Source organism: Citrobacter sp. GW821-FHT02E08 (assembly GCF_059421685.1).
Window position 1 is genome coordinate 101,785 of sequence record NZ_JBWKVL010000007.1, and the last position, 18,953, is coordinate 120,737.

General features: G+C 54.3%; 17 protein-coding genes. 3 read left to right on the forward strand and 14 right to left on the reverse strand.

All coding sequences use genetic code 11. From position 1 onward, the window contains the following. Nucleotides 1-58: 58 nt before the first annotated feature. The gene (locus AC07UY_RS11510) at nucleotides 59-760 is read left to right on the forward strand and encodes a DnaA inactivator Hda (RefSeq protein WP_238929233.1); all 702 of its coding nucleotides are present in this window, start codon (nucleotides 59-61) and stop codon (nucleotides 758-760) included. 43 nt (nucleotides 761-803) lie between these two features. On the opposite strand, the gene AC07UY_RS11515 is transcribed toward AC07UY_RS11510, so the two are convergent. Genes AC07UY_RS11515 through celB form a run of 3 tightly spaced genes read right to left on the reverse strand, consistent with a single transcriptional unit; the run spans nucleotide 804 to nucleotide 4,513 of the window. Beyond that, a complete protein-coding gene (locus AC07UY_RS11515; RefSeq protein WP_494661004.1) occupies nucleotides 804-2,234 on the reverse strand; it encodes a leucyl aminopeptidase family protein in 1,431 nt (476 codons plus the stop codon). Next, complete coding sequence (locus AC07UY_RS11520) at nucleotides 2,234-3,190, reverse strand: glycosylasparaginase (protein ID WP_494701215.1); 957 nt, start codon at nucleotides 3,188-3,190, stop codon at nucleotides 2,234-2,236. The genes AC07UY_RS11515 and AC07UY_RS11520 overlap by 1 nt, the downstream gene beginning before the upstream one ends. Before the next feature lie 3 nt (nucleotides 3,191-3,193). Next, entirely contained in the window at nucleotides 3,194-4,513 is a 1,320-nt protein-coding gene (gene celB / locus AC07UY_RS11525) for a PTS cellobiose transporter subunit IIC (protein WP_494701214.1), read from the reverse strand. 155 nt (nucleotides 4,514-4,668) lie between these two features. On the opposite strand from celB, the gene AC07UY_RS11530 reads away from it, so the two are divergent. Continuing rightward, nucleotides 4,669-5,514, forward strand: a complete 846-nt coding sequence (locus tag AC07UY_RS11530; RefSeq protein WP_494661001.1) for a transposase family protein — start codon at nucleotides 4,669-4,671, stop codon at nucleotides 5,512-5,514. Here AC07UY_RS11530 and arsC read toward each other — a convergent pair. After that, entirely contained in the window at nucleotides 5,511-5,870 is a 360-nt protein-coding gene (gene arsC, locus AC07UY_RS11535; RefSeq protein ID WP_494661000.1) for an arsenate reductase (glutaredoxin), read from the reverse strand. The two genes, AC07UY_RS11530 and arsC, sit on opposite strands and share 4 nt — an antisense overlap. Nucleotides 5,871-5,881: 11 nt before the next feature. Continuing rightward, nucleotides 5,882-7,345 carry a beta-barrel assembly-enhancing protease gene (gene bepA / locus AC07UY_RS11540; protein ID WP_494660999.1) on the reverse strand — a complete coding sequence of 488 codons (1,464 nt, stop codon included), beginning with the start codon at nucleotides 7,343-7,345 and terminating at the stop codon, nucleotides 5,882-5,884. A 224-nt stretch (nucleotides 7,346-7,569) separates the two neighbouring features. On the opposite strand from bepA, the gene AC07UY_RS11545 reads away from it, so the two are divergent. Further along, on the forward strand, nucleotides 7,570-8,634 hold the full coding sequence (locus AC07UY_RS11545) for an AI-2E family transporter (protein WP_203360441.1): 1,065 nt from the start codon (nucleotides 7,570-7,572) through the stop codon (nucleotides 8,632-8,634). Between the two features lie 76 nt (nucleotides 8,635-8,710). Here the strand turns inward: AC07UY_RS11545 and focA are convergent, their stop codons facing one another. From focA to AC07UY_RS11590, 9 genes are all read right to left on the reverse strand, one after another. Next, complete coding sequence (gene focA / locus AC07UY_RS11550; RefSeq protein ID WP_494701213.1) at nucleotides 8,711-9,562, reverse strand: formate transporter FocA; 852 nt, start codon at nucleotides 9,560-9,562, stop codon at nucleotides 8,711-8,713. A 117-nt stretch (nucleotides 9,563-9,679) separates the two neighbouring features. Further along, nucleotides 9,680-11,695, reverse strand: coding sequence for a sigma 54-interacting transcriptional regulator (locus AC07UY_RS11555; protein WP_494660998.1), 2,016 nt, complete (start codon nucleotides 11,693-11,695; stop codon nucleotides 9,680-9,682). Nucleotides 11,696-11,804: 109 nt separating this feature from the next. Further along, nucleotides 11,805-12,218, reverse strand: a complete 414-nt coding sequence (locus AC07UY_RS11560) for a formate hydrogenlyase maturation HycH family protein (RefSeq protein WP_494660997.1) — start codon at nucleotides 12,216-12,218, stop codon at nucleotides 11,805-11,807. Further along, entirely contained in the window at nucleotides 12,211-12,978 is a 768-nt protein-coding gene (locus AC07UY_RS11565) for an NADH-quinone oxidoreductase subunit B family protein (RefSeq protein WP_494660996.1), read from the reverse strand. The genes AC07UY_RS11560 and AC07UY_RS11565 overlap by 8 nt, the downstream gene beginning before the upstream one ends. Then, nucleotides 12,975-13,523, reverse strand: coding sequence for a hydrogenase 4 subunit H (gene hyfH / locus AC07UY_RS11570; RefSeq protein WP_494660995.1), 549 nt, complete (start codon nucleotides 13,521-13,523; stop codon nucleotides 12,975-12,977). The genes AC07UY_RS11565 and hyfH overlap by 4 nt, the downstream gene beginning before the upstream one ends. Before the next feature lie 10 nt (nucleotides 13,524-13,533). Next, nucleotides 13,534-15,261, reverse strand: a complete 1,728-nt coding sequence (locus AC07UY_RS11575) for a hydrogenase large subunit (protein ID WP_203360447.1) — start codon at nucleotides 15,259-15,261, stop codon at nucleotides 13,534-13,536. After that, complete coding sequence (gene hyfF, locus AC07UY_RS11580) at nucleotides 15,239-16,831, reverse strand: hydrogenase 4 subunit F (RefSeq protein ID WP_494660994.1); 1,593 nt, start codon at nucleotides 16,829-16,831, stop codon at nucleotides 15,239-15,241. The genes AC07UY_RS11575 and hyfF overlap by 23 nt, the downstream gene beginning before the upstream one ends. A 4-nt stretch (nucleotides 16,832-16,835) precedes the next feature. After that, nucleotides 16,836-17,486, reverse strand: a complete 651-nt coding sequence (gene hyfE / locus AC07UY_RS11585; RefSeq protein WP_494660993.1) for a hydrogenase 4 membrane subunit — start codon at nucleotides 17,484-17,486, stop codon at nucleotides 16,836-16,838. An 11-nt stretch (nucleotides 17,487-17,497) separates the two neighbouring features. After that, nucleotides 17,498-18,937, reverse strand: a complete 1,440-nt coding sequence (locus AC07UY_RS11590; RefSeq protein ID WP_494701212.1) for a hydrogenase 4 subunit D — start codon at nucleotides 18,935-18,937, stop codon at nucleotides 17,498-17,500. Nucleotides 18,938-18,953 lie beyond the last annotated feature (16 nt).

Here is an 18,953-nt window from a genome sequence, read left to right on the forward strand (position 1 = left end):
CGACGGAATTCTGTGGTAAACTCACTGCGATTTTGTGAAATCCTGGGTTGAGGTATCTCTGAACACACCGGCACAGCTCTCTCTGCCACTTTATCTTCCTGACGATGAAACGTTTGCAAGTTTCTGGCCGGGGGATAACGCCTCTTTACTGGCCGCGCTGCAAAACGTGCTACGTCAGGAACATAGCGGATATATTTATCTCTGGTCGCGCGAAGGTGCGGGCAGAAGCCATCTGCTGCATGCCGCGTGCGCCGAGTTGTCGCAGCGTGGCGATGCGGTCGGTTATGTCCCGCTGGATAAACGTACCTGGTTTGTGCCGGAAGTGCTCGACGGAATGGAACATTTGTCGCTGGTATGCATTGATAATATTGAATGCGTAGCGGGAGACGAACTGTGGGAGATGGCGATCTTCGATCTCTACAACCGTATCCTGGAGTCGGGGAAAACCCGTTTACTGATCACCGGCGATCGCCCTCCGCGTCAGTTAAATCTTGGGCTGCCCGATCTGGCCTCTCGTCTGGACTGGGGGCAAATCTATAAACTTCAGCCGCTCTCCGATGAAGATAAACTTCAGGCTTTACAGCTGCGGGCAAGATTGCGTGGTTTCGAACTGCCGGAAGATGTGGGGCGTTTCCTGCTGAAACGACTGGACCGAGAAATGCGTACGCTCTTTGATACGCTGGATCAGCTCGATCATGCCTCTATTACCGCACAACGTAAACTTACGATCCCCTTCGTAAAAGAGATCCTCACGTTGTAATTTTGCCGGGCGGCGGTTCTACCTTACCCGGCTATTCATAGACTCACGCCTGTCGCATATCCTCCAGGAGATGTTCTACCAGCAGGGGAATCGGCCTGCCTGAGGCAACACTCTTCCCGTTTTCCCGCCATAGCGCCGTACCGCTAATATCCAGATGCGCCCAGGGAATTGTCGGCGGGCAAAAGTGGTGTAGCAACCAGGCGGCGGAAGCGCTGATCGCCGCGTTATTGCCGGGCGTATTGCACAGATCGGCAATGGCGCTTTCGGTCTGTTTTTTCAACCGCGCATCAAGCGGTAGCGACCAGACTTCATCTCCGCACTGTTTTCCGGCTACGTTTAGCGCCTGACGCAAAGGTTCATCCTGAGTCATGAGTCCGTTCAGTTCATAGCCCAGCGCTTTCACTACCGCACCGGTTAAGGTTGCCATATCAATAAGATACCTGGCCTGTGGATGTCGCTGGCTGGCCCAGGCAATCGCGTCTGCCAGCACCAGTCTTCCTTCTGCATCCGTATTATTGATTTCCACCGTCAGACCGTTGCAGGCGCGCGCCACGCTACCCGGCTGCATGGCGTCAGGGCCGATGGCGTTTTCAGCCAACGCCAGCACGCCCATAATGCGAACCGGTAAATGTAACTCTGCAACCGTCAGCAGCAACCCCAGCACATTGGCTGCGCCGCACATGTCGTACTTCATGGTGTACATACCCGCGCCTTCTTTCAGCCACAGGCCGCCGGTATCAAACGTAATACCTTTTCCCACATAGCAGCGTACCGGACCCTCGGTGATGCCATCGTAGTGAATGGCAAGCAAACGAGGCGGGCAGGTCGCGCCTTTACCCACGGCATACAGCAGACCCAGACGTTGCTCAATAATTTGTTTTTCATCAAGTACTTCGCAGCGAAGGGCAGGGAATGCGGAGCACTGCCTTTGCGCTTCTGCCACCACGAACTGCGGCGTACAGCGGTCTGATGGAATATCTGCCAGGCGGCGAGCGGCAAGCATGCCATTGGCAATCGCCTGCTGTTGGCGAAATAGCGTCTCTAATCTTTTTTGCTGCGCGGGCAGACAGAGTGCATCTATATGGCAAACTCGCACTGACGTTTGATCGGTCTTTTTGAGCTGTAAATCGCTGAGCCGGTGCGCCTGATTGAACAAAAAACGCAATAACTGCATCAGGACGGTGTCATTGATGTCCGTCACATCAATGACCACACGGGAACTGACAGGCTCTGCCAGCACCGGACGCAACGCGATCAGCAAACTTTCGGTCAGCGGATCGTGCCAGAAGGCTTCGGGGAGTAGCGTAATACGTGCGAACGGGGCGCAACCGAAACACGTATCGGCCGTTTTATCCTGCTGGCGCATTTCGTTGATGAGCGGGGTATCGGGCAGCTGCGGGCAGGATGCGCGTGCAATAAGATGGCTTTCCTGTTGCGTCTCTGTGAGTGAATGAATTAACTGAAAGGTAATCATTATTCTTCCTCTATCGGGGCACGAATTCGCGCAGCGTAGGCCTGCATCCATTCTTCATCGACAGGCTGATAATGCGTCTTTTCACGTTGGCGCTCGGCGCGATAAACGGTAAGCGGATGGTGGGCGGAGGCCACCGTGAATGAAAAGGTTTTAATATTGGTGGCGGCGCCAAACTCACCTTTATTGTTCATACAAACAACGGAGAGATCGCCTACGCGGCCAAAGCGCGACATCAGCTTGTCTTCCAGTTCGAACACCACGGAATCGGCGGCGTGTTGCGGCGTCATCCCCTGCGCCATGCGGCGCACGATTTCATAACTGACGCAGCCTTTCATCAGGTCTTCGCCGACGCCTGTTGCGGTCGCCGCGCCTGTCTCGCTGTCGCAATAGAAACCGGAACCCATGATTGGCGAGTCGCCAATACGTCCGCGTTTTTTCATAAACAGGCCGCTGGTGGAGGTCGCGACGCTCATTGAACCGTGTTTATCAAGCCCGATAATTCCGACCGTATCGTGGCCGTCATAGGGGCTCAGACCTTTATCCAGCGTTTCGCGACAGCGCTTGCGATAATGTTGCATAGCGCGGTCAGTCAGCATGGTTTTGCTCGCAAATCCCTGATTCAGCGCCCACTCGCGAGCTCCCTGACCCACCAGCAAATTGTTATAGCGCTGGCGGCTTAATGCGTGGGCCACCCGCACTGGGTTGGCGATATCGATCAGATTGCCCACCGCACCAAACGCCAGCGTGTCGCCATCCATAAAGGCGGCGTCCAGTTCGACATCGCCATTTTCAGTGGGCAAACCACCGTAGCCGACGGATTTGTAAAGCGGAAAGTCTTCAACGGTGGCAACGGCGTCGACGACGGCTGATGCCGCGTGTTTCCCCGCCGCCAGCGCAGACGCAGACTCCGTGACGCCCTCAAGCGCCATTCGCCAGGTGGCGATAATTCCCCACATGGTTTACTCCTGTTTAGCCAGCGTGGCTTCGGTTTGCGTAAGAGACGAGATTTCTGCAGCCCGGTATTGCTTGTCCAGAATACGCAGGAAAGGCAAATACAGCATGGCGCCAATCAGCAGGTTGATAAGCTGCATAATGCTGCCGCTGATATGCCCGGTAACGATAAAGCCGCTGATGACCGGTGGCAGCGTCCAGGGGATAAACACCCCGGTCGTCACTGCCACCATGCCTATTTTCATGGCCGCATACTGGATAGTCACCAGCACCAGCGGTACCAGATTGAATGGAATCAGCATGATCGGGTTCATGATCACTGGAAGTCCAAACAGAATCGGTTCATTGATATTGAACAGTGATGCGCCTGCGCCCAGTCGGGCCACTTCCCGCATATTTTTGCTACGGGCGAAAATCAACATAGCGATAACCAGCGACAGCGTCGCGCCCGCACCGCCCATCCAGATCATGTCAAAAAACTGTTCGGTGATAATGTGCGGCGGCGTGATGCCCGCCTGAATCGCGGCGATGTTATCGGTCTGATTTTCCATCCATGACGGACGAATGATGCCGTTGACCATCGAACCAGAGTTGATCCCCACTGACCACAAAATGGTAATGCTAAATACCGTCAGCAGTGCGCCAATGTAAGAGGTGCCGAAATGGCGTACTGGGGTGGCGACGACTTCGTAAATAAACTGATGAATTGTCTGGTAATGGGTGTTCTGGAAGAGAATACGAATGGCGAGCACCAGAATCATCACCAGCAATGCCGGAATCAGCGCGGCGAAGGACTCCTGCACGGCTGGCGGCACGCCATCGGGCATTTTGATCACCAGCTTTTTACGTTTCAGCCAGCAGAACAGCTCTGTCCAGAGCAGCGAGCCAATCATGGCCACGAACAGCCCTTTGCTGCCGATCCACTCAACCGGCATTACCGTAATCCCGCCGTTTTCAGCGACTTTCATAAACGGGGTGAGGATAAGAAAACTGACCAGCGACAGAATCCCGCAGGAGAGACGGTCATCACCATAATATTCGGCCAGTCGGAAGCCGACCAGAAAACAGATAAACAGCGACATGGTAGAGAAAACGGCATTAAACGGGATCTCAACGATGTTGCCCCAGTTTTCGCCAAAGGTGCTGGACATGAAATGCTGATAGCCCTCATTGGGAAACGACGAGATCACCAGCAGGATAGAACCGACGATAATAAATGGCATGAACGAGACGTATGCGCCGCGAATCGCACCTAAATGACGCTGCTGCGCCGTTTTTGCTGCGATGGGCATCAGTTTCGCTTCAAGAAATCCCAGAACATTGTTCATTGTGAACTCCGTACAAGATCAAGTGACGTGATGTGTGTTATGTCTGCGGATTATCAGTGAAGCATGGCGGCTGAAAGGTGAATCAGGTCACAATGTAATCGCTGTATTACTATAAATCTCACATGATTAGTTACGTAAATGCGGAAATTCTTACGATGGAAATCAAATTACACGCCAATGCCACGACCACACCACGTATTCGCCGTTATCTCCAGAATTCGGATAAAAGTGACAGAGAACTCGCCGCTGAGCTTGGCATATCGGTGACTACCGTGAGGCGCTGGCGTTGCCGCGAGGAGGTTTTAGACAAAAAAACGACGCCCGCTGTGATACACAAAGTGATGAGACAAGAACAGGTGTCTCTGGTCAATGCATTGCGTGATTTGTCGGGCGCGCCACTGGATGAACTGCTGTTGCTGGTGAATGACGTGTTGGGGATACCGGTCTCCCGTGCGACGCTGAACCGGTATTTAAAACCGGTGGCACCTAAACACCGGGACGCGCCGTTACAAGGGAAAAAAGCGTTAAAAGCGGGGCTGTTGCCACATCACCTGGAGGTGCATCACCTTCTGCTGTCATTGCATATGGACGATGGCGGCGAGCATCATTTGCTGTGGGCGCGTGAACCGTTAAGCGGATGGTGTTTTGCCAGACTGTATGCCGGGATCTCACCGCAGCGCGTGGTGAACTGGCTGGAAGAATTACTGAGTGAATGTCCTGCTGATATACAATCTATTGAGACTTTTCTTTTTGAAGCTGACAACGCCAGCGTGAGAAGCGTGCTAAAGCTGCGTGGAATTGAGCACAAAATCAATCCAGGTTCACCCGTCAGGGCGCAGGTGACTGTTCCGTTAATGACGATAATTCCGCGATTGCAAACAGAATCTGCCAGTCAGTTACTGATTCAGATATGCGATTTTTATAACGCAGGGCGGGCGCAAAAAAAATTGGGCGATAAGACGCCGCAGGCTTTTCTTGAAGCGCTGCGGCATGAGGATTAGCGGACGATGTCCAGTACCTGTTCTGGCGGGCGACCGATACGCGCCTGGCCGTTGGCAACCACAATCGGGCGTTCCATCAGTTTCGGGTTCTCTACCATTGCCTGAATCAGCGCCGCTTCGCTCAACTGGCTGTCTGCCAGGTTGAGCGAAGCATATAGATCTTCTTTCTGGCGCATGAGCTCACGTGCGCTGGACATTCCCAACATCCGTAACAGTTCACGCAGGGTAGCGGCATCAGCGGGGCTTTCCAGATAGAGCACCACTTCCGGCTCGACGCCGTTTGATTTCAGCAGGCTAAGCGTCTCGCGGCTCTTCGAGCAGCGAGGATTATGGTAGATTTTTACCGTGTCAGACATGAGTTCTCCTTTTACATCTTTTCATACGGCTTGAAGCGCTGCTGTAGCTGGCGCAACTGGTCGATGCGGGCATCGTAACGCGCCTGCTGCTGACTCCCCAGTTTGACCTGAGAGCTTGCGTTGCTGAGCATGGTGATCGCCTGATCCAGACGTCCCGACAGTGCATACACTTCAGCACGCGCAGCCAGTTCTTGATCGCGGTTATTTATCGCCGCTTCCACCTGCGCCAGCAGGTCCCAGCCGTTGCTGTCATCTTTATTATTGAAGGTATAGCGATTGAGTATGGTTGCGGCCTCTTTCGCTTGTCCTCCCTGCAACAAGGCATTGGCCAGGTTGAGTTGCAGGACGGGGTTAACGCGCAGATCGCGGGCGCTTTTCAGCCGGTTAATGGCGTCGTTGGGTTTCTTCTGACCGAGATCGATATCGGTTGCCAGGTCGAGATACCACGCATTGTTCGGCTCTGCGCTCAGCAATGGCTGCAGCGTTTTACGCGCCTCGTCATATTTATTGGCTTCCATCGCCTGTAACGCTTTGCCGTATTGCGCAGCGCGTTGCTGACGAACGTTGCCTTTGCTCCATTCATCCAACAGGTCGCTGGTTAACTGGTTGCGCCCTGAATTGTACATCCCCAGCGTACGCGCTTTCGCCAGATAAAAGTCTTCTGAAGATTGCACTACGTTTGGTCGCATCTGGTTCGCACGGTTACGGGCGTCCGCGAGACGGCTTTCCGGCAAGGGGTGGGTGAGCAAAATTTCAGGCGGTCGGGTGGAGTAACGTGCCTGATCGAGCAGTTTTTCCAGGAACGTCGGCATCGCCTGGGGATCGAAGCCCGAACGTTGCAGAACCTGAATACCGATACGATCGGCTTCCTGCTCGTTTTGCTGCGTGAAGCTGATCATCCCCTGGCGCGTACCTGCCAGAGTCCCGGTGAGCGCCGCCATACCCGCCTGCGGGCTGGCCATCGCCAGTAATATTGAGCCTAACGCGCCAACCCAGGTGAGCGGGGCGCTACGCTGTTGATCTTCCATCGCACGCGCCAGGTGACGCTGGGTCACGTGAGAGATTTCGTGCGCCATAACGGAGGCCAGTTGGCTTTCGTTGTCGGAATAGCGAAAAAGCGCAGAATGCAGAACGACGTTGCCGCCGAAGAAGGCAAAGGCGTTTATTTCGTCGTTATTAATCAAAAAGAAATGGAAGGGAGTTTTCACCGAGTCGGCATGAGAGACCAGGCGCATCCCGAGGGTATTGATGTACTGTACCAGCAGCGGATCGTTAATCAGCGGCGCGCTGCCTCGCAGCTGGCGAACATAATAATCGCCCATCTGCATTTCCTGACCGATGGAAAGCGTGCTGGCTGCCGAGGTCCCCATATCGGGCAGTGTGTCCGTTGGATCTGCAAACGCGGGCGCTATCTGACCGAGGGTCAGCGCAGCGATGAGGGTAGCAACCAGGTTTTTTTTAAACTGCCTGAACATGACCTCTGTCCTGTATTCTTTGAGATAGCCATTTGACCGATGCTGCGAAATATCGTTCCCGCTTCGGTGACATTGGGAGTGTAACTGCGAAACCCGTCAATGAACACCCGGACCAGGACGCTTCTCAGTTTCCTGAATCAGCCATAAAAAGCGAAGTCTTTTTTGAGACATTTCGATACAATTCGGGATCACAATCCCGCTATTGAGTTCAGGGAAGGGTTTTTATGCTCGAAATGTTGATGCAATGGTATCGCCGTCGCTTTAGCGACCCGGAGGCGATTGCTTTGCTGGTTATTCTGGTGGCTGGTTTTAGCATCCTGTTCTTTTTTAGTGGGCTTTTAGCGCCGCTGCTGGTGGCGCTTGTGCTGGCTTATCTGCTCGAGTGGCCGACAGTGCGTCTGGAGGCCATTGGCTGTTCCCGGCGATGGGCGACCTCGATTGTGCTGGTGTTCTTCGTCGGCATATTGCTGTTGATGGCATTTGTGGTGATGCCGGTGGCGTGGCAGCAGGGGATCTATTTAATCCGCGACATGCCGGGCATGCTGAATAAGCTCTCCGATTTTGCTGCGACATTGCCGCGTCGCTATCCGGCGCTGATGGATGCCGGGATCATTGATGCAATGGCGGAAAATTTGCGCACCCGAATGCTCTCAATGGGCGATTCGGTGGTGAAATATTCGCTGGCGTCACTGGTGGGGCTGTTGACGCTGGCGGTCTATCTGGTGCTGGTGCCGCTGATGGTTTTCTTCCTGATCAAAGATAAAGATCAGATGCTGAATGCCGTGCGTCGGGTTTTGCCGCGAAATCGGGGTCTGGCAGGCCAGGTCTGGAAAGAGATGAACCAGCAGATTACCAACTATATTCGCGGCAAAGTGCTGGAAATGGTGGTCGTTGGCGTGGCGACATGGCTTGGCTTTTTACTGTTTGGCCTGAACTACTCATTGTTGCTGGCGGTCCTGGTCGGATTCTCAGTGCTGATCCCCTATATCGGCGCATTTGTGGTGACGATTCCGGTGGTGGGGGTGGCGTTGTTCCAGTTTGGTTTAGGAACGGAGTTCTGGAGCTGTTTTGCCGTGTACCTGATTATTCAGGCGCTGGACGGCAATCTGCTGGTGCCGGTGCTGTTCTCTGAAGCCGTTAATCTTCACCCCTTAGTGATTATTTTGTCGGTGGTCATTTTTGGCGGTCTGTGGGGATTCTGGGGCGTCTTTTTTGCCATTCCACTGGCAACGTTAATCAAAGCGGTGGTTCACGCCTGGCCAGATGGACAGACCACGCTCGAAGAGTAATCTTTAGCCCATAAAATAGCCCGGCGACGATATGCGCGCTGGGCTACCCTTCATCTCTCTGTACTTGCGTTAATATTTAGTGTTTATCTTTACGCAAATAAATGATCCAGTACGTCACGCTGACCAGCAAACCACCACCGATAATATTGCCGATGGTCACCGGGATCAGATTATCGGTAATGAAATTGCTCATTGTTAAGGCCGGAAAATTATCCGCGGTGGTTTGCGTAAGATTCCAGAATGCGTCCGGCGAAAAATTGCGAATCAGCATAGCCAGAGGGATAAGAAACATATTAGCAATACTGTGCTCGAAACCGCTGGCGACAAACATGCTGATCGGTAATAACATGGCGGCAATTTTATCGGTGAGCGAATGGCCGGAATAACTTATCCATACCGCGAGACAGACCATTAAATTACACAGCGTGCCCAGACAAACGGCTTCGATAAAGGTGTGATGCATTTTGTGATCGGCGGTTTGTAAAACGTTTAACCCCCACAAACCGTTGCTGTTCATCGCCTGCCCGGAAAACCAAATCAGGCATACAAAAAAGAGCGCGCCGACCAAATTACCGCAATAGACGATAAACCAGTTGACGATTAATTGCCGCCAGCTGATCAGCCCACTTGCTTTGGCCATGACCGTCATTACTGTCGACGTAAATAGATCGGCACCACAAACGACGACAAAAATAAGACCGAGAGAAAAACAGAGACCGCCAACCAGTTTGGTTAACGCTGTCGCTGGCCCTGCGCCAGTGGTTACGGTGATATAAAAGACAAAGGCAATAGAAATGAACACACCGGCAGTGATTGCCAGAAAAAATGCCAATTCCTTTTTCTTTGTCACCTTATAGACGCCTGCCTGTTCGGTGACTTTTGCCATTTCTGCAGGCATTCTCAAATCTAAAGAAACGCTGTTCTTCATAAGATACTCCTGAATAGCACTGAGATATCAAAGACTGCATACCTTTATGCACAGTGCGTACCAGAGTGAGAGCCTCTTACGAGAATGAAATGTGAATCCCTTCACAGAGTTGCAGCGTTATAAGACCTCACGCGCGGTAATGCCCAGCCGTTGCATACGCGATAATAAGGTTGTGCGTTTCATGCCCAGTCGCGTAGCGGCGCCACGAGGTCCGGCGACAATGCCGTTTGTTTCCCGTAGAACCTGAATAATACGCTGGCGCTCCTCTTCATCATTTTCTGGTGTGGCGGGATTAAGCATTTCCGACATCGGCCCGGAAACGGGGGAGTCGCTTCCCAGCGGCGGCAGTAGCCGGGTCTGGCGGGTATTCAGATGCAAATTCAGGCTATTGCCCCGGGTGAGCAATACCGCACGTTCGATCACGTTTTCCAGTTCACGCACGTTCCCCGGCCAGTCCCAGGTCATCAGTTGACGTAGCGCTTCCGTCGGGATCACGTCAATGTTCCGGTTCATCCGCTTCGCCATCTTTTGCGTAAAGTGTTTCGCCAGAAGCGGAATATCTTCCGGGCGTTCGCGCAGCGGCGGTATCTCAAGGGGAAAAACGTTCAACCGATAAAACAGATCGCTACGGAATTGCCGGTCTTCGACCATTTGCCAGAGATCGCGGTTGGTGGCGGCAATCATTCGCACGTTGACCGGTATTGTTTTGTTTCCGCCAAGACGTTCGATCTCCCGTTCCTGCAGTACACGCAGCAATTTGGGCTGTAACTCGAGGGGAAGATCGCCGATCTCATCGAGAAATAAGGTTCCGCCGTCGGCAATTTCAAAGCGGCCGCGATGGGTGTTGATCGCGCCGGTAAAGGCCCCTTTATCGTGTCCGAACAGTTCACTTTCCAGCAGGCTGGCGGGGATCGCGGCGCAGTTAATCTTTACCAGCGGTTTATCCCGACGCAGACTTAACTGATGGATCGCGCGGGCAATCACCTCTTTCCCCGTCCCCGTTTCACCGCAGATCAATACGGTGCTGTCGCTCTGCGCCACAATGTTGATCTGCGAAAGCAGATCATCCATTGCCTGGCTTTGATAGATAATATTACCGGCGCCCTGGCTGGCGAACAGTTGTTCACTCAGCTGAAAATTTTCCTGTTTCAGGCTCTCTTTCAGGTCCGTCATACTGCGCCAGGCATCGGCATTATCTACGGCGATAGCAACGCGGTCGGCAATATGTTGGAGAAGTTCGCAATTCTCTTCGCTGAACTGCGATCGCGAAGGGTGGGCGAGAAGTAAGACGCCCGGCGTATGGCTGCCAAAGGTCAGTGGCAGAAAGAAGGCGTTTCCGACGTTGTTGTTTTTCAGATCCAGCAGCAGCGGGTCGTGCTCCCACAGAACGGGATCATCTGCCAGATGCAGCAAACAGGCGTGCTTGTCGCGCAGCGTTTGCATCAGCATGATGCTCTGTTCCTGCAGGATAAACTGCAGGCGTTCCGGCTGTTCTTCCTGAGAGAAATCGGTACTCCATGCGCAGAACTTGTCTGTCCGCCGGGTATCCCGCAAAACCATGCTGACGAAAGTAATACCGAAGAAGTGGTTAATCTCTCTGGCAACGTCGTCGATCAGCTCTTCCAGATTTAAATGGGAGAGCACCGAGTTGGTTATATCGACCAGCACACGATGATGATCGCGTTCTTTCGAGACGGTCTGAAGGGATTCCTGCTGGCTCGACTGGGTAAGCATAGATTCCAGTACAGGCGTCATAATGCGAACTAACCAGTTGAATAAGCTGGTGTCCTGGCGGGTAAACGTTCCTTTATCCGTGCGAATGAAGCGCAACTCCGCCATCAGCGTATCGCCGAGCAGCGTGGCGTGTAGCGAAGAGTCGCTGACGTCGCGCAGGTAAGGTTCTTCGACAATCTCGTCGGTTCCATCGTCGAAGCAGCGATAATAAAAGCTGCTTTCCGGGATGTGGAGTTCAATAAGTTGTATTGGGCTGAAGGGCGGGGGGAGCGGAACGAAGGCGTGCAGTATAGAGGCCTTATCATTCTGCCGAGTCAGAGAGTGCATAAGTGTACTGACTACATCATCCAACAACTTACCTACAGGCGGGGCAAAAATTGCCTCGTCAAACTTTGTCATCAACGGTCCTTTTTACTGAAGAGACATTGGGTGTAGCGAGTGCGTTTCGGTAGCGATCATGGCAACGCGACACTTTACCTTATCCCTTCACTTCGTAATGTTATCCGTCTCACGAGATCTTCCGCGCCATCAGATAAATGGCGGGCTCACGAACAATATCATCCAGCAGATGAATCAATTGGATACTCAAATTACGCCACGGTTCCGCGGCGTCATCGGCGAGGGGGGAGAAGGCGCGGCTGAGCATGTTAACGTGACTGGCATCGATAACAATCTCGTCAAAGCGGAGTACGCCCGACATTTTGCGGCGCGCCTCTTCATCTTCCACTTGCGCTATCCATTGGTTGTAGTCTGCCAGCGGGCAGGTTAATGCCACGTTCAGGCAGTCGATGACACCAACGTGATGGCCTATCGCCAGTGAGTAGTACATGACCTGGCGACTTTTTTCCGGCATGGCGACCGTACTGTCGAGAAACTTCTTTCGCAGCGTCCAGAAGACGATTTCGCCGCGCTGATTAGCCATGTTGCCCCCTGAGAGTCAGTAATAACTGGTGTACGATGTCGGTCAGACGCGGATCGTCAGCCTCTTGTAACCAGCTCGCCACCTGTTGACCGGAAGGATCCTGAGTCAGCACCCGTAAGAGCTGGTCACAGATCTCCCGTCCCTGGCGATAACCCGCCAGGCGGCGCGCCTCTCTCTCCACGGCGATACGCTGAGCGGAAGGGATCTGCGGCCACAGCGGTTGAGACGGTTCGGCTGCGGCATCGACATAATCCACACCATGAATTTTCTGCTGCAGTAATCCCAGCGCCACGGCAAAACCGTGGATCGTAGCGGCTGGCGTGGGTGGACATCCCGGTATCCACACGTCGATAGGCACAATCGTGTCACTGCCTCCCCACACGCAGTACAGATCGTGGAAAATCCCGCCACCGACGCCGCAGGCGCCATAGGAGACACAGATCTTATGGTCTGGCGCGGAGTGGTACGCGCGCAGCGCAGGCATGCGCATTGCACGGGTAACGGCGCCGGTAAATAACAAAATATCGGCATGTCGGGGGGACGCCACCACCTTAATACCAAATCGTTCAGCGTCGAACACCGGGGTGATCGCAGAGAAGATCTCGATTTCGCAGCCATTACACCCGCCACAGTCAACGCGATAAACATACGCTGAGCGGCGAATATCCTTCAGGAGGCGCTGCTTCATTTGTTGTGCCTGGTCGTCCAGCGTAATGGGCTGACTGACGTGGTGGCGATGTGTTGCCGTCAACGAAGTCATTGCTTCTCCTTAATGGCAAAAGATATATTTTCGCAGCCGCCATGAAACAGCGCGGCGCGTTGTTTACACTCCGGGCAGATGCCTGCCTGCTGACGCAGCAATTCCAGGTTTTGCGGCGCATTTTGCTGTTGCACCAGTAACGCGATAGCCATCTCGATCGACTTTTCTGGCGCAAACGGCCGCTGACACTGAGTGCAGTGTTGCAGACGGAACGTTGCGCGGGTGTACAGGTCCGCCTTACAGGTGACCGCCAGCTCGAAGTTTTCAGACAGCCGTATCGCCCGGGTTGGACACACCTCTTCGCAACGACCGCAATAAATACAGCGCCCCAAATAGAGCTGCCAGGTGCGGGTGTTATCCTGCGCGGAGGTTTCCATGGTCAGGGCGTTGGCGGGGCACGCCGACGTACAGGCCGCACACGCGATGCACTGACGTGGGTCCAGCTCCGGCTTGCCGCGAAAGCCAGGGCTGACCTCCAGCGGCGCAAAAGGGTATTTCACCGTGGGCTCTCCAGCCCGCATGATGGTTTTGAGTAATTTCAGCATTTTTCTGTCCTTACTTCAGCGGCGAACGGCTACGGTCAATGCTGTAGCGCTCGATCTCTTTATACGGCACGGTTTTCGACTTGCGCTTACGCACATCAATCAGCGTCACGCGGTCAGTGCAGGAATAGCAAGGATCGAGGCTGCCGATAATCAGCGGCGCATCAGAAATGGTGTTACCACGCAGCATGTAGCGCAGAACTGGCCAGTTCGCATAGGTCGCGGCACGGCAGCGCCAGCGGAACAGCTTCTGGTTGTCGCCGAGCATGCTCCAGTGCACATCTTCGCCGCGTGGTGCTTCTACAAAGCCAAGTGCAAAAGCATGCGGGCGATAGGTGAAGCCTTCGGTGAGCAGCGGCGTATTCGGCATCATGTCGAGGGCGTATTCGATCATCGCCAGCGAGTCGAAGGTCTCTTTCACGCGTACCATCACGCGGGAGAACACATCGCCACCAGGGAAGCTGAACAGCGTTTTCGGGATGTTGGCGTAGTCAGAATACGGGTGGTCAAAACGCAGGTCGCGGGCAAAACCGCTGCCGCGAATCAACGGTCCTACGGGACTAAAGTCGCGGGCAATTTGTCGGTCGAGAATACCGACGCCCTGGGTGCGTTGTTCCATATTGGGGGTCGCGAGCAACATTTCGACGAGATCCGAAACCTCTGCGCGCATCTCCCGAACCAGCTTCAGCGTTTGCAGACGCTGCTCTTTGAGAATATCGCGGCGAACGCCGCCGATCAGGTTGAGACCATAGGTTTTACGCGAACCCGTCAGCAGTTCTGCCATCGTCATCGATTTTTCGCGCACGCGGAAAAACTGCATAAAGCCGGTATCGAAGCCGACAAAGTGGCAGGAAAGACCCAGATTAAGCAGATGGCTGTGCAGGCGCTCTACTTCCAGCAATATCGAACGGATGGTATGCGCACGCTGCGGGACGTGGATCCCAAGCGCATTTTCGACGGACGTGGCGTAGGCCACGCTGTGGGCAAATCCACAAATGCCGCAGACCCTGTCCGACAAAAATGTCACTTCGTTGTAGCCCATCCGCGTTTCCGCCAGTTTTTCCATGCCGCGGTGCACGTAAAACAGGCGATAATCGGCGTCGACGATCCGCTCACCATCAACAAAAAGGCGGAAATGCCCGGGTTCGTCGGAGGTAATATGCAGCGGACCGATGGGGATCACGCGCGCGTCATCGCCACCGTCGTTAATAAACGGATAGGTTTCGCTATCGGTCGTCGGTCCTGGGCGCAGGCGATAATCCATGGCATCTTTACGCAGCGGATGCATATCGTCAGGCCAGTCGTCTGGCAGCACCAGTCGGCGCTGATCGGGCAAACCGACCGGAATAAGGCCATACATATCGCGAATTTCTCGCTCGCCCCAGACCGCAGCAGGGACGCGTGGCGTGACCGATGGGAACTCACGACTGTTGGCATCGACCAACGCCTTCACCACAATCCAGCATTTTTCCGCGCCTTCAATCGAGAGCGCATAGTAAACCGCATAGTGTCCGTTCAGGCTTCGTTCGTCGTTACCAAACAGCACCGGTAGCCAGCCTTCATGCTGGTAGTAAAGATAATGCACGATGTCGGGCAGCAGATTCGTTTTTACCGTAATCGTCACCTGCGTCGGCGTTTGTCGCTCTTCGTCCAGCACCGCGCCAGGAAACTGATTTCGTACTGCGGCCAGACAGGCTTCGCCGCGGATTGACTGGTTATTAACGCTGTCTGAATAATTCACTTTTACTCTCCGGTACCGATGCAGTAGTGGGGTTAACAAAATCACGCCAGCCGTTTAGCTGAATAGGGCGTTCAGAGGAGCCTGAAAGCACGATCGCGGAGGCATTTTCCAGAATTCGGCTTACCGGTTGCGGGATGTGGGTACCCATGACCAGCATCATGACCAGCAGAACCACCATGGGTAGTGTCGTCAGCCAACCCAGTTCACCGCGACTCACCGCCTCTGGCGGGCGAGCAAACAGAACCCGGGCGACCATGCGGATCAGACCCGCCAGCACCACCGTCAGCAGTAGCAAGAGCACGATGGTGAGCACGATATGATCACGGGCAAGACCCGCCGTGACGGTCATAAATTCACTGAGGAAGATATTGAACGGAGGCATGCCTGCGAGCGCCAATGCACCACCCGCAAACAGGACGGCGGTAAACGGCATGATTTTTAGCATTCCGCAGACCACATCAATATTTCGCGTGCCATATTTCAGCAGTACGTTGCCGGAACCGCAGAACAGCAGGGTTTTCGCCAGACTGTGGTTTAACGTGTGCAGCAACGCCGCCAGAATCCCCAGCGGCCCGCCGATACCCAGCGCGACGGCGACCAGTCCCATGTTTTCCACGCTGGAATAGGCCAGCAGACGTTTCATGTCCTGCTGCACGAGAATAAAGAAGGCGGCAACCCCGACGGACAACAGACCGAAGATCAACAGCAGCGTATTGGGGAAATCACTGCCGATGGCGTTGCAGATAATGATGTAATAACGGATCAACACCAGCAGCGCACAGTTAAGCAGTACCGCAGAAAGCAGGGCGCTCACCGGGCTTGGCGCCTCACTATGCGCATCCGGCAGCCAGGCGTGCATCGGGAACAGACCGGTTTTGGTACCGAAACCAATCAGCACAAACACAAACGCCAGCAGCATCAGCGTCGGATCAAGCAGCGTCGCCTGCTTCAACACGTCGGTCCAGAAAATCGCCAGATTAGGATCGGACATGATGCTCGCGGCGTTGGCGTATACCAGAACGGTGCCAAACAGACCGAAAGCGACGCCAACGGTACAGATGATGATGTATTTCCAGGCCGCTTCCAGTGAGGAGCGCTGGCCGTAGATACCCACCAAAAACGCGGAACTGAGGGTGGTGGCTTCAATCGCCGCCCACATCACGATCAGGTTATTGCTGGTCACCACCAGCAGCATCGTGAACAAAAACAAATGGAAGAAACCGTAATAGTTACAGAGCGTAGGCTCGGTGATTTCTCCGTGTTTCACCTCATGATTCATATAACCGATTGAATAGAGGCCCGTGAGAAAACCAATGACACCCAGAATGGCTAAAAACAGTCCACTCAGGCTATCAATATGCAGCCAGCGATGCCCGGCGAAAATCTCGCCTTCGCTCAGCGCTTCTTTTACCGTCCAGAGCGTCAGAATCAGCAGTAATGTGATCCCCACGGTATGAATCAGGGTGACCGCGTTGCGTGCTGACCCGCCCGTCATGCGACAGGCAAAACAGAGCAATGAGATAACCAGTGGCGTCAGCAACAGTAAGGTGAACATGACAGAATGACTCATTTCATTATCCCTTCAACGCAGTCAGGTTGTTCACGTCCAGCGTGCCATGGGTCCGCCAAATTTTTCTGGCCATCAGCACCATCACGATAACGGCGAAAATGGCGTCGGTCGCAATGCCTATTTCGACCAGCTCCGGCGCGCGCCAGGCGATCAGCGCCAGCACCAGATGGGAGCCGTTCTCCATCAGGCAGTAACCGAAAATCTGCCGCAAAATATTGCGTTGGCTGATAATGCACAGCAGTCCGAGGAGGAAATGCCCCAGCGCTACCGCCAGTGCAGGCTTCAGGTCCGCCGCCATCGGTAATTTCACCGGCTGTACGACGAAAGCGCAGAGCAGCACAATGAGTGCAGCCAGTAACGCCATGGTTGCCGGGCCGAACAAGTTCTTCTCTGTGCTGACCGGGGCGATTTTGCGTACGGCAAAACTCATAATCAGCGGCACCATCACCACTTTGGTGACGAAGGCGCTGACCGACCACATCATCAGTTGTTCTGCCGCAAACACCCGCGAGAGCGTCACGAAAATGGACACCAGAACCAGCGACTGGACGGCATAAAAAATACATGAGAGGCGATAGCCTTTGACGCAGATCACCAGAAGTGACGTCAGCATCATCAGTCCCGCCAGATTATTTACGAGCGTTGTTCCCGTCATCCTTCACCTCCTTACTGAAGCCAGGTTGCGGCGATGACGCTGGACACAAGCGACATCACAATCAGTACCATCAACACCAGACGCATTGAGAGCGGCAGCGGCACTGCCTGCGCAACGTCGTCACTCGGTTTGCCCGGCACGACGCGACCAAACCAATAAATAAACCAACCGAAACTGGCGACCGATTCAATCAGCACCAGAACCAGGACAGGTATCAGCAACCAGTACTGACTGGAGAGCATGAAACCGGCGGCGAAAAGCGGGTACTTGCTGAAGAAACCGTTGAATGGCGGTACGCCGGTGATGGCCAACGCCGCCACGCAGAAACCAATTCCCACCAGCGGCAACGTGCGCAATATGCCGCGCAGACGCGGCAGCAGACGTGTTCCGCAGCTATAGCTCAGAGAACCCGCGACCAGGAAGAACAGGCTTTTGGCAAACGCGTGGTTGACGATGTAAGCAATACCGCCCTCGAAAGCGAGATGAGAACCGAAAGTGGCAAGTGACAGTGCGAGAAAAATATAGGCCAGTTGGGTAATGGTCGACCAGGCCAGCAGGCGTTTCATATCGTGTTGCGGCAGATACATCATGAAACCGTAGATAAGCGTTACCAGCGCCATCACCACGCCCGTCCAGCCAATGGCAGGCGGGATCTGACCGCCGTCGAGGATCGCGCGGGCAAAAATGTAGACCCCCACTTTGACCATCGAGGCCGCATGCAGATACGCACTGACCGGCGTTGGCGCTTCCATCGCATCCGGCAACCAGGCCTGGAGCGGCAGCTGTGCCGATTTCCCCCATGCGGCGAACAGAATGCCGCCGTAAACCAGATAGCGGGCGTCACCTTGCACTTCACTCAGCGCGCTGAGCGCAAAGGTGCCGGTCTGTAAAAACAGCGTGGCGGCGGCGAGGTACAACCCCAGTGAGGCGATGTGCGTAATCAACAGCGCCTTTAACGCAGAACGCTGTGATTTTGCTGTCTGGTAGTAGCTGATCAGCGCCCAGGAGCAGCCGCCGGTGATTTCGAAAAACAGCAGTTGCCCCAGAATGGTGGAAGAGAGCACCAGCCCGGACATTGCGCCGATAAAAATCAGCAGAAAGGCGTAATAGCGGTTGCTGCCGTTGTGCGGGTGTTCGCGGTTTTTTTCGGTCAAATAGCCGTTGGAAAAGAGTGAAACCAGCAGGCCGAGAAAAACAACCACAAACAGGATCAACGTACTGACGCGATCGATCACCAGTCCAAACAGCGCGATGTCATTGACGCTCGCCAGCGGAAGAACAACCGTCACTTTCCCGGTCTGGTAAAACATGACCTCCAGCGCCAGCATACTGATCGTCGCCAGTCCGGCAAAGAGCGTCCCCAATGTGGCGGCCTGGCGCTGTGGGGCAAGCGAAACGACCAGCGCGCCGATAAACGGTAGCAGCAGCGTCGTTAGAGCAAGAGATTCCATGGTATGTCGATGCTCC

What these genes read in the sequence shown, in the direction of transcription:
- AC07UY_RS11515 (WP_494661004.1), bottom strand. Translation starts at nt 2,234, where the DNA reads ATGATTACCTTTCAGTTAATTCATTCACTCACAGAGACGCAACAGGAA.
- AC07UY_RS11520 (WP_494701215.1), bottom strand. Translation starts at nt 3,190, where the DNA reads ATGTGGGGAATTATCGCCACCTGGCGAATGGCGCTTGAGGGCGTCACG.
- celB (WP_494701214.1), bottom strand. Translation starts at nt 4,513, where the DNA reads ATGAACAATGTTCTGGGATTTCTTGAAGCGAAACTGATGCCCATCGCA.
- AC07UY_RS11530 (WP_494661001.1), top strand. Translation starts at nt 4,669, where the DNA reads ATGGAAATCAAATTACACGCCAATGCCACGACCACACCACGTATTCGC.
- arsC (WP_494661000.1), bottom strand. Translation starts at nt 5,870, where the DNA reads ATGTCTGACACGGTAAAAATCTACCATAATCCTCGCTGCTCGAAGAGC.
- bepA (WP_494660999.1), bottom strand. Translation starts at nt 7,345, where the DNA reads ATGTTCAGGCAGTTTAAAAAAAACCTGGTTGCTACCCTCATCGCTGCG.
- AC07UY_RS11545 (WP_203360441.1), top strand. Translation starts at nt 7,570, where the DNA reads ATGCTCGAAATGTTGATGCAATGGTATCGCCGTCGCTTTAGCGACCCG.
- focA (WP_494701213.1), bottom strand. Translation starts at nt 9,562, where the DNA reads ATGAAGAACAGCGTTTCTTTAGATTTGAGAATGCCTGCAGAAATGGCA.
- AC07UY_RS11555 (WP_494660998.1), bottom strand. Translation starts at nt 11,695, where the DNA reads ATGACAAAGTTTGACGAGGCAATTTTTGCCCCGCCTGTAGGTAAGTTG.
- AC07UY_RS11560 (WP_494660997.1), bottom strand. Translation starts at nt 12,218, where the DNA reads ATGGCTAATCAGCGCGGCGAAATCGTCTTCTGGACGCTGCGAAAGAAG.
- AC07UY_RS11565 (WP_494660996.1), bottom strand. Translation starts at nt 12,978, where the DNA reads ATGACTTCGTTGACGGCAACACATCGCCACCACGTCAGTCAGCCCATT.
- hyfH (WP_494660995.1), bottom strand. Translation starts at nt 13,523, where the DNA reads ATGCTGAAATTACTCAAAACCATCATGCGGGCTGGAGAGCCCACGGTG.
- hyfF (WP_494660994.1), bottom strand. Translation starts at nt 16,831, where the DNA reads ATGAGTCATTCTGTCATGTTCACCTTACTGTTGCTGACGCCACTGGTT.
- hyfE (WP_494660993.1), bottom strand. Translation starts at nt 17,486, where the DNA reads ATGACGGGAACAACGCTCGTAAATAATCTGGCGGGACTGATGATGCTG.
- AC07UY_RS11590 (WP_494701212.1), bottom strand. Translation starts at nt 18,937, where the DNA reads ATGGAATCTCTTGCTCTAACGACGCTGCTGCTACCGTTTATCGGCGCG.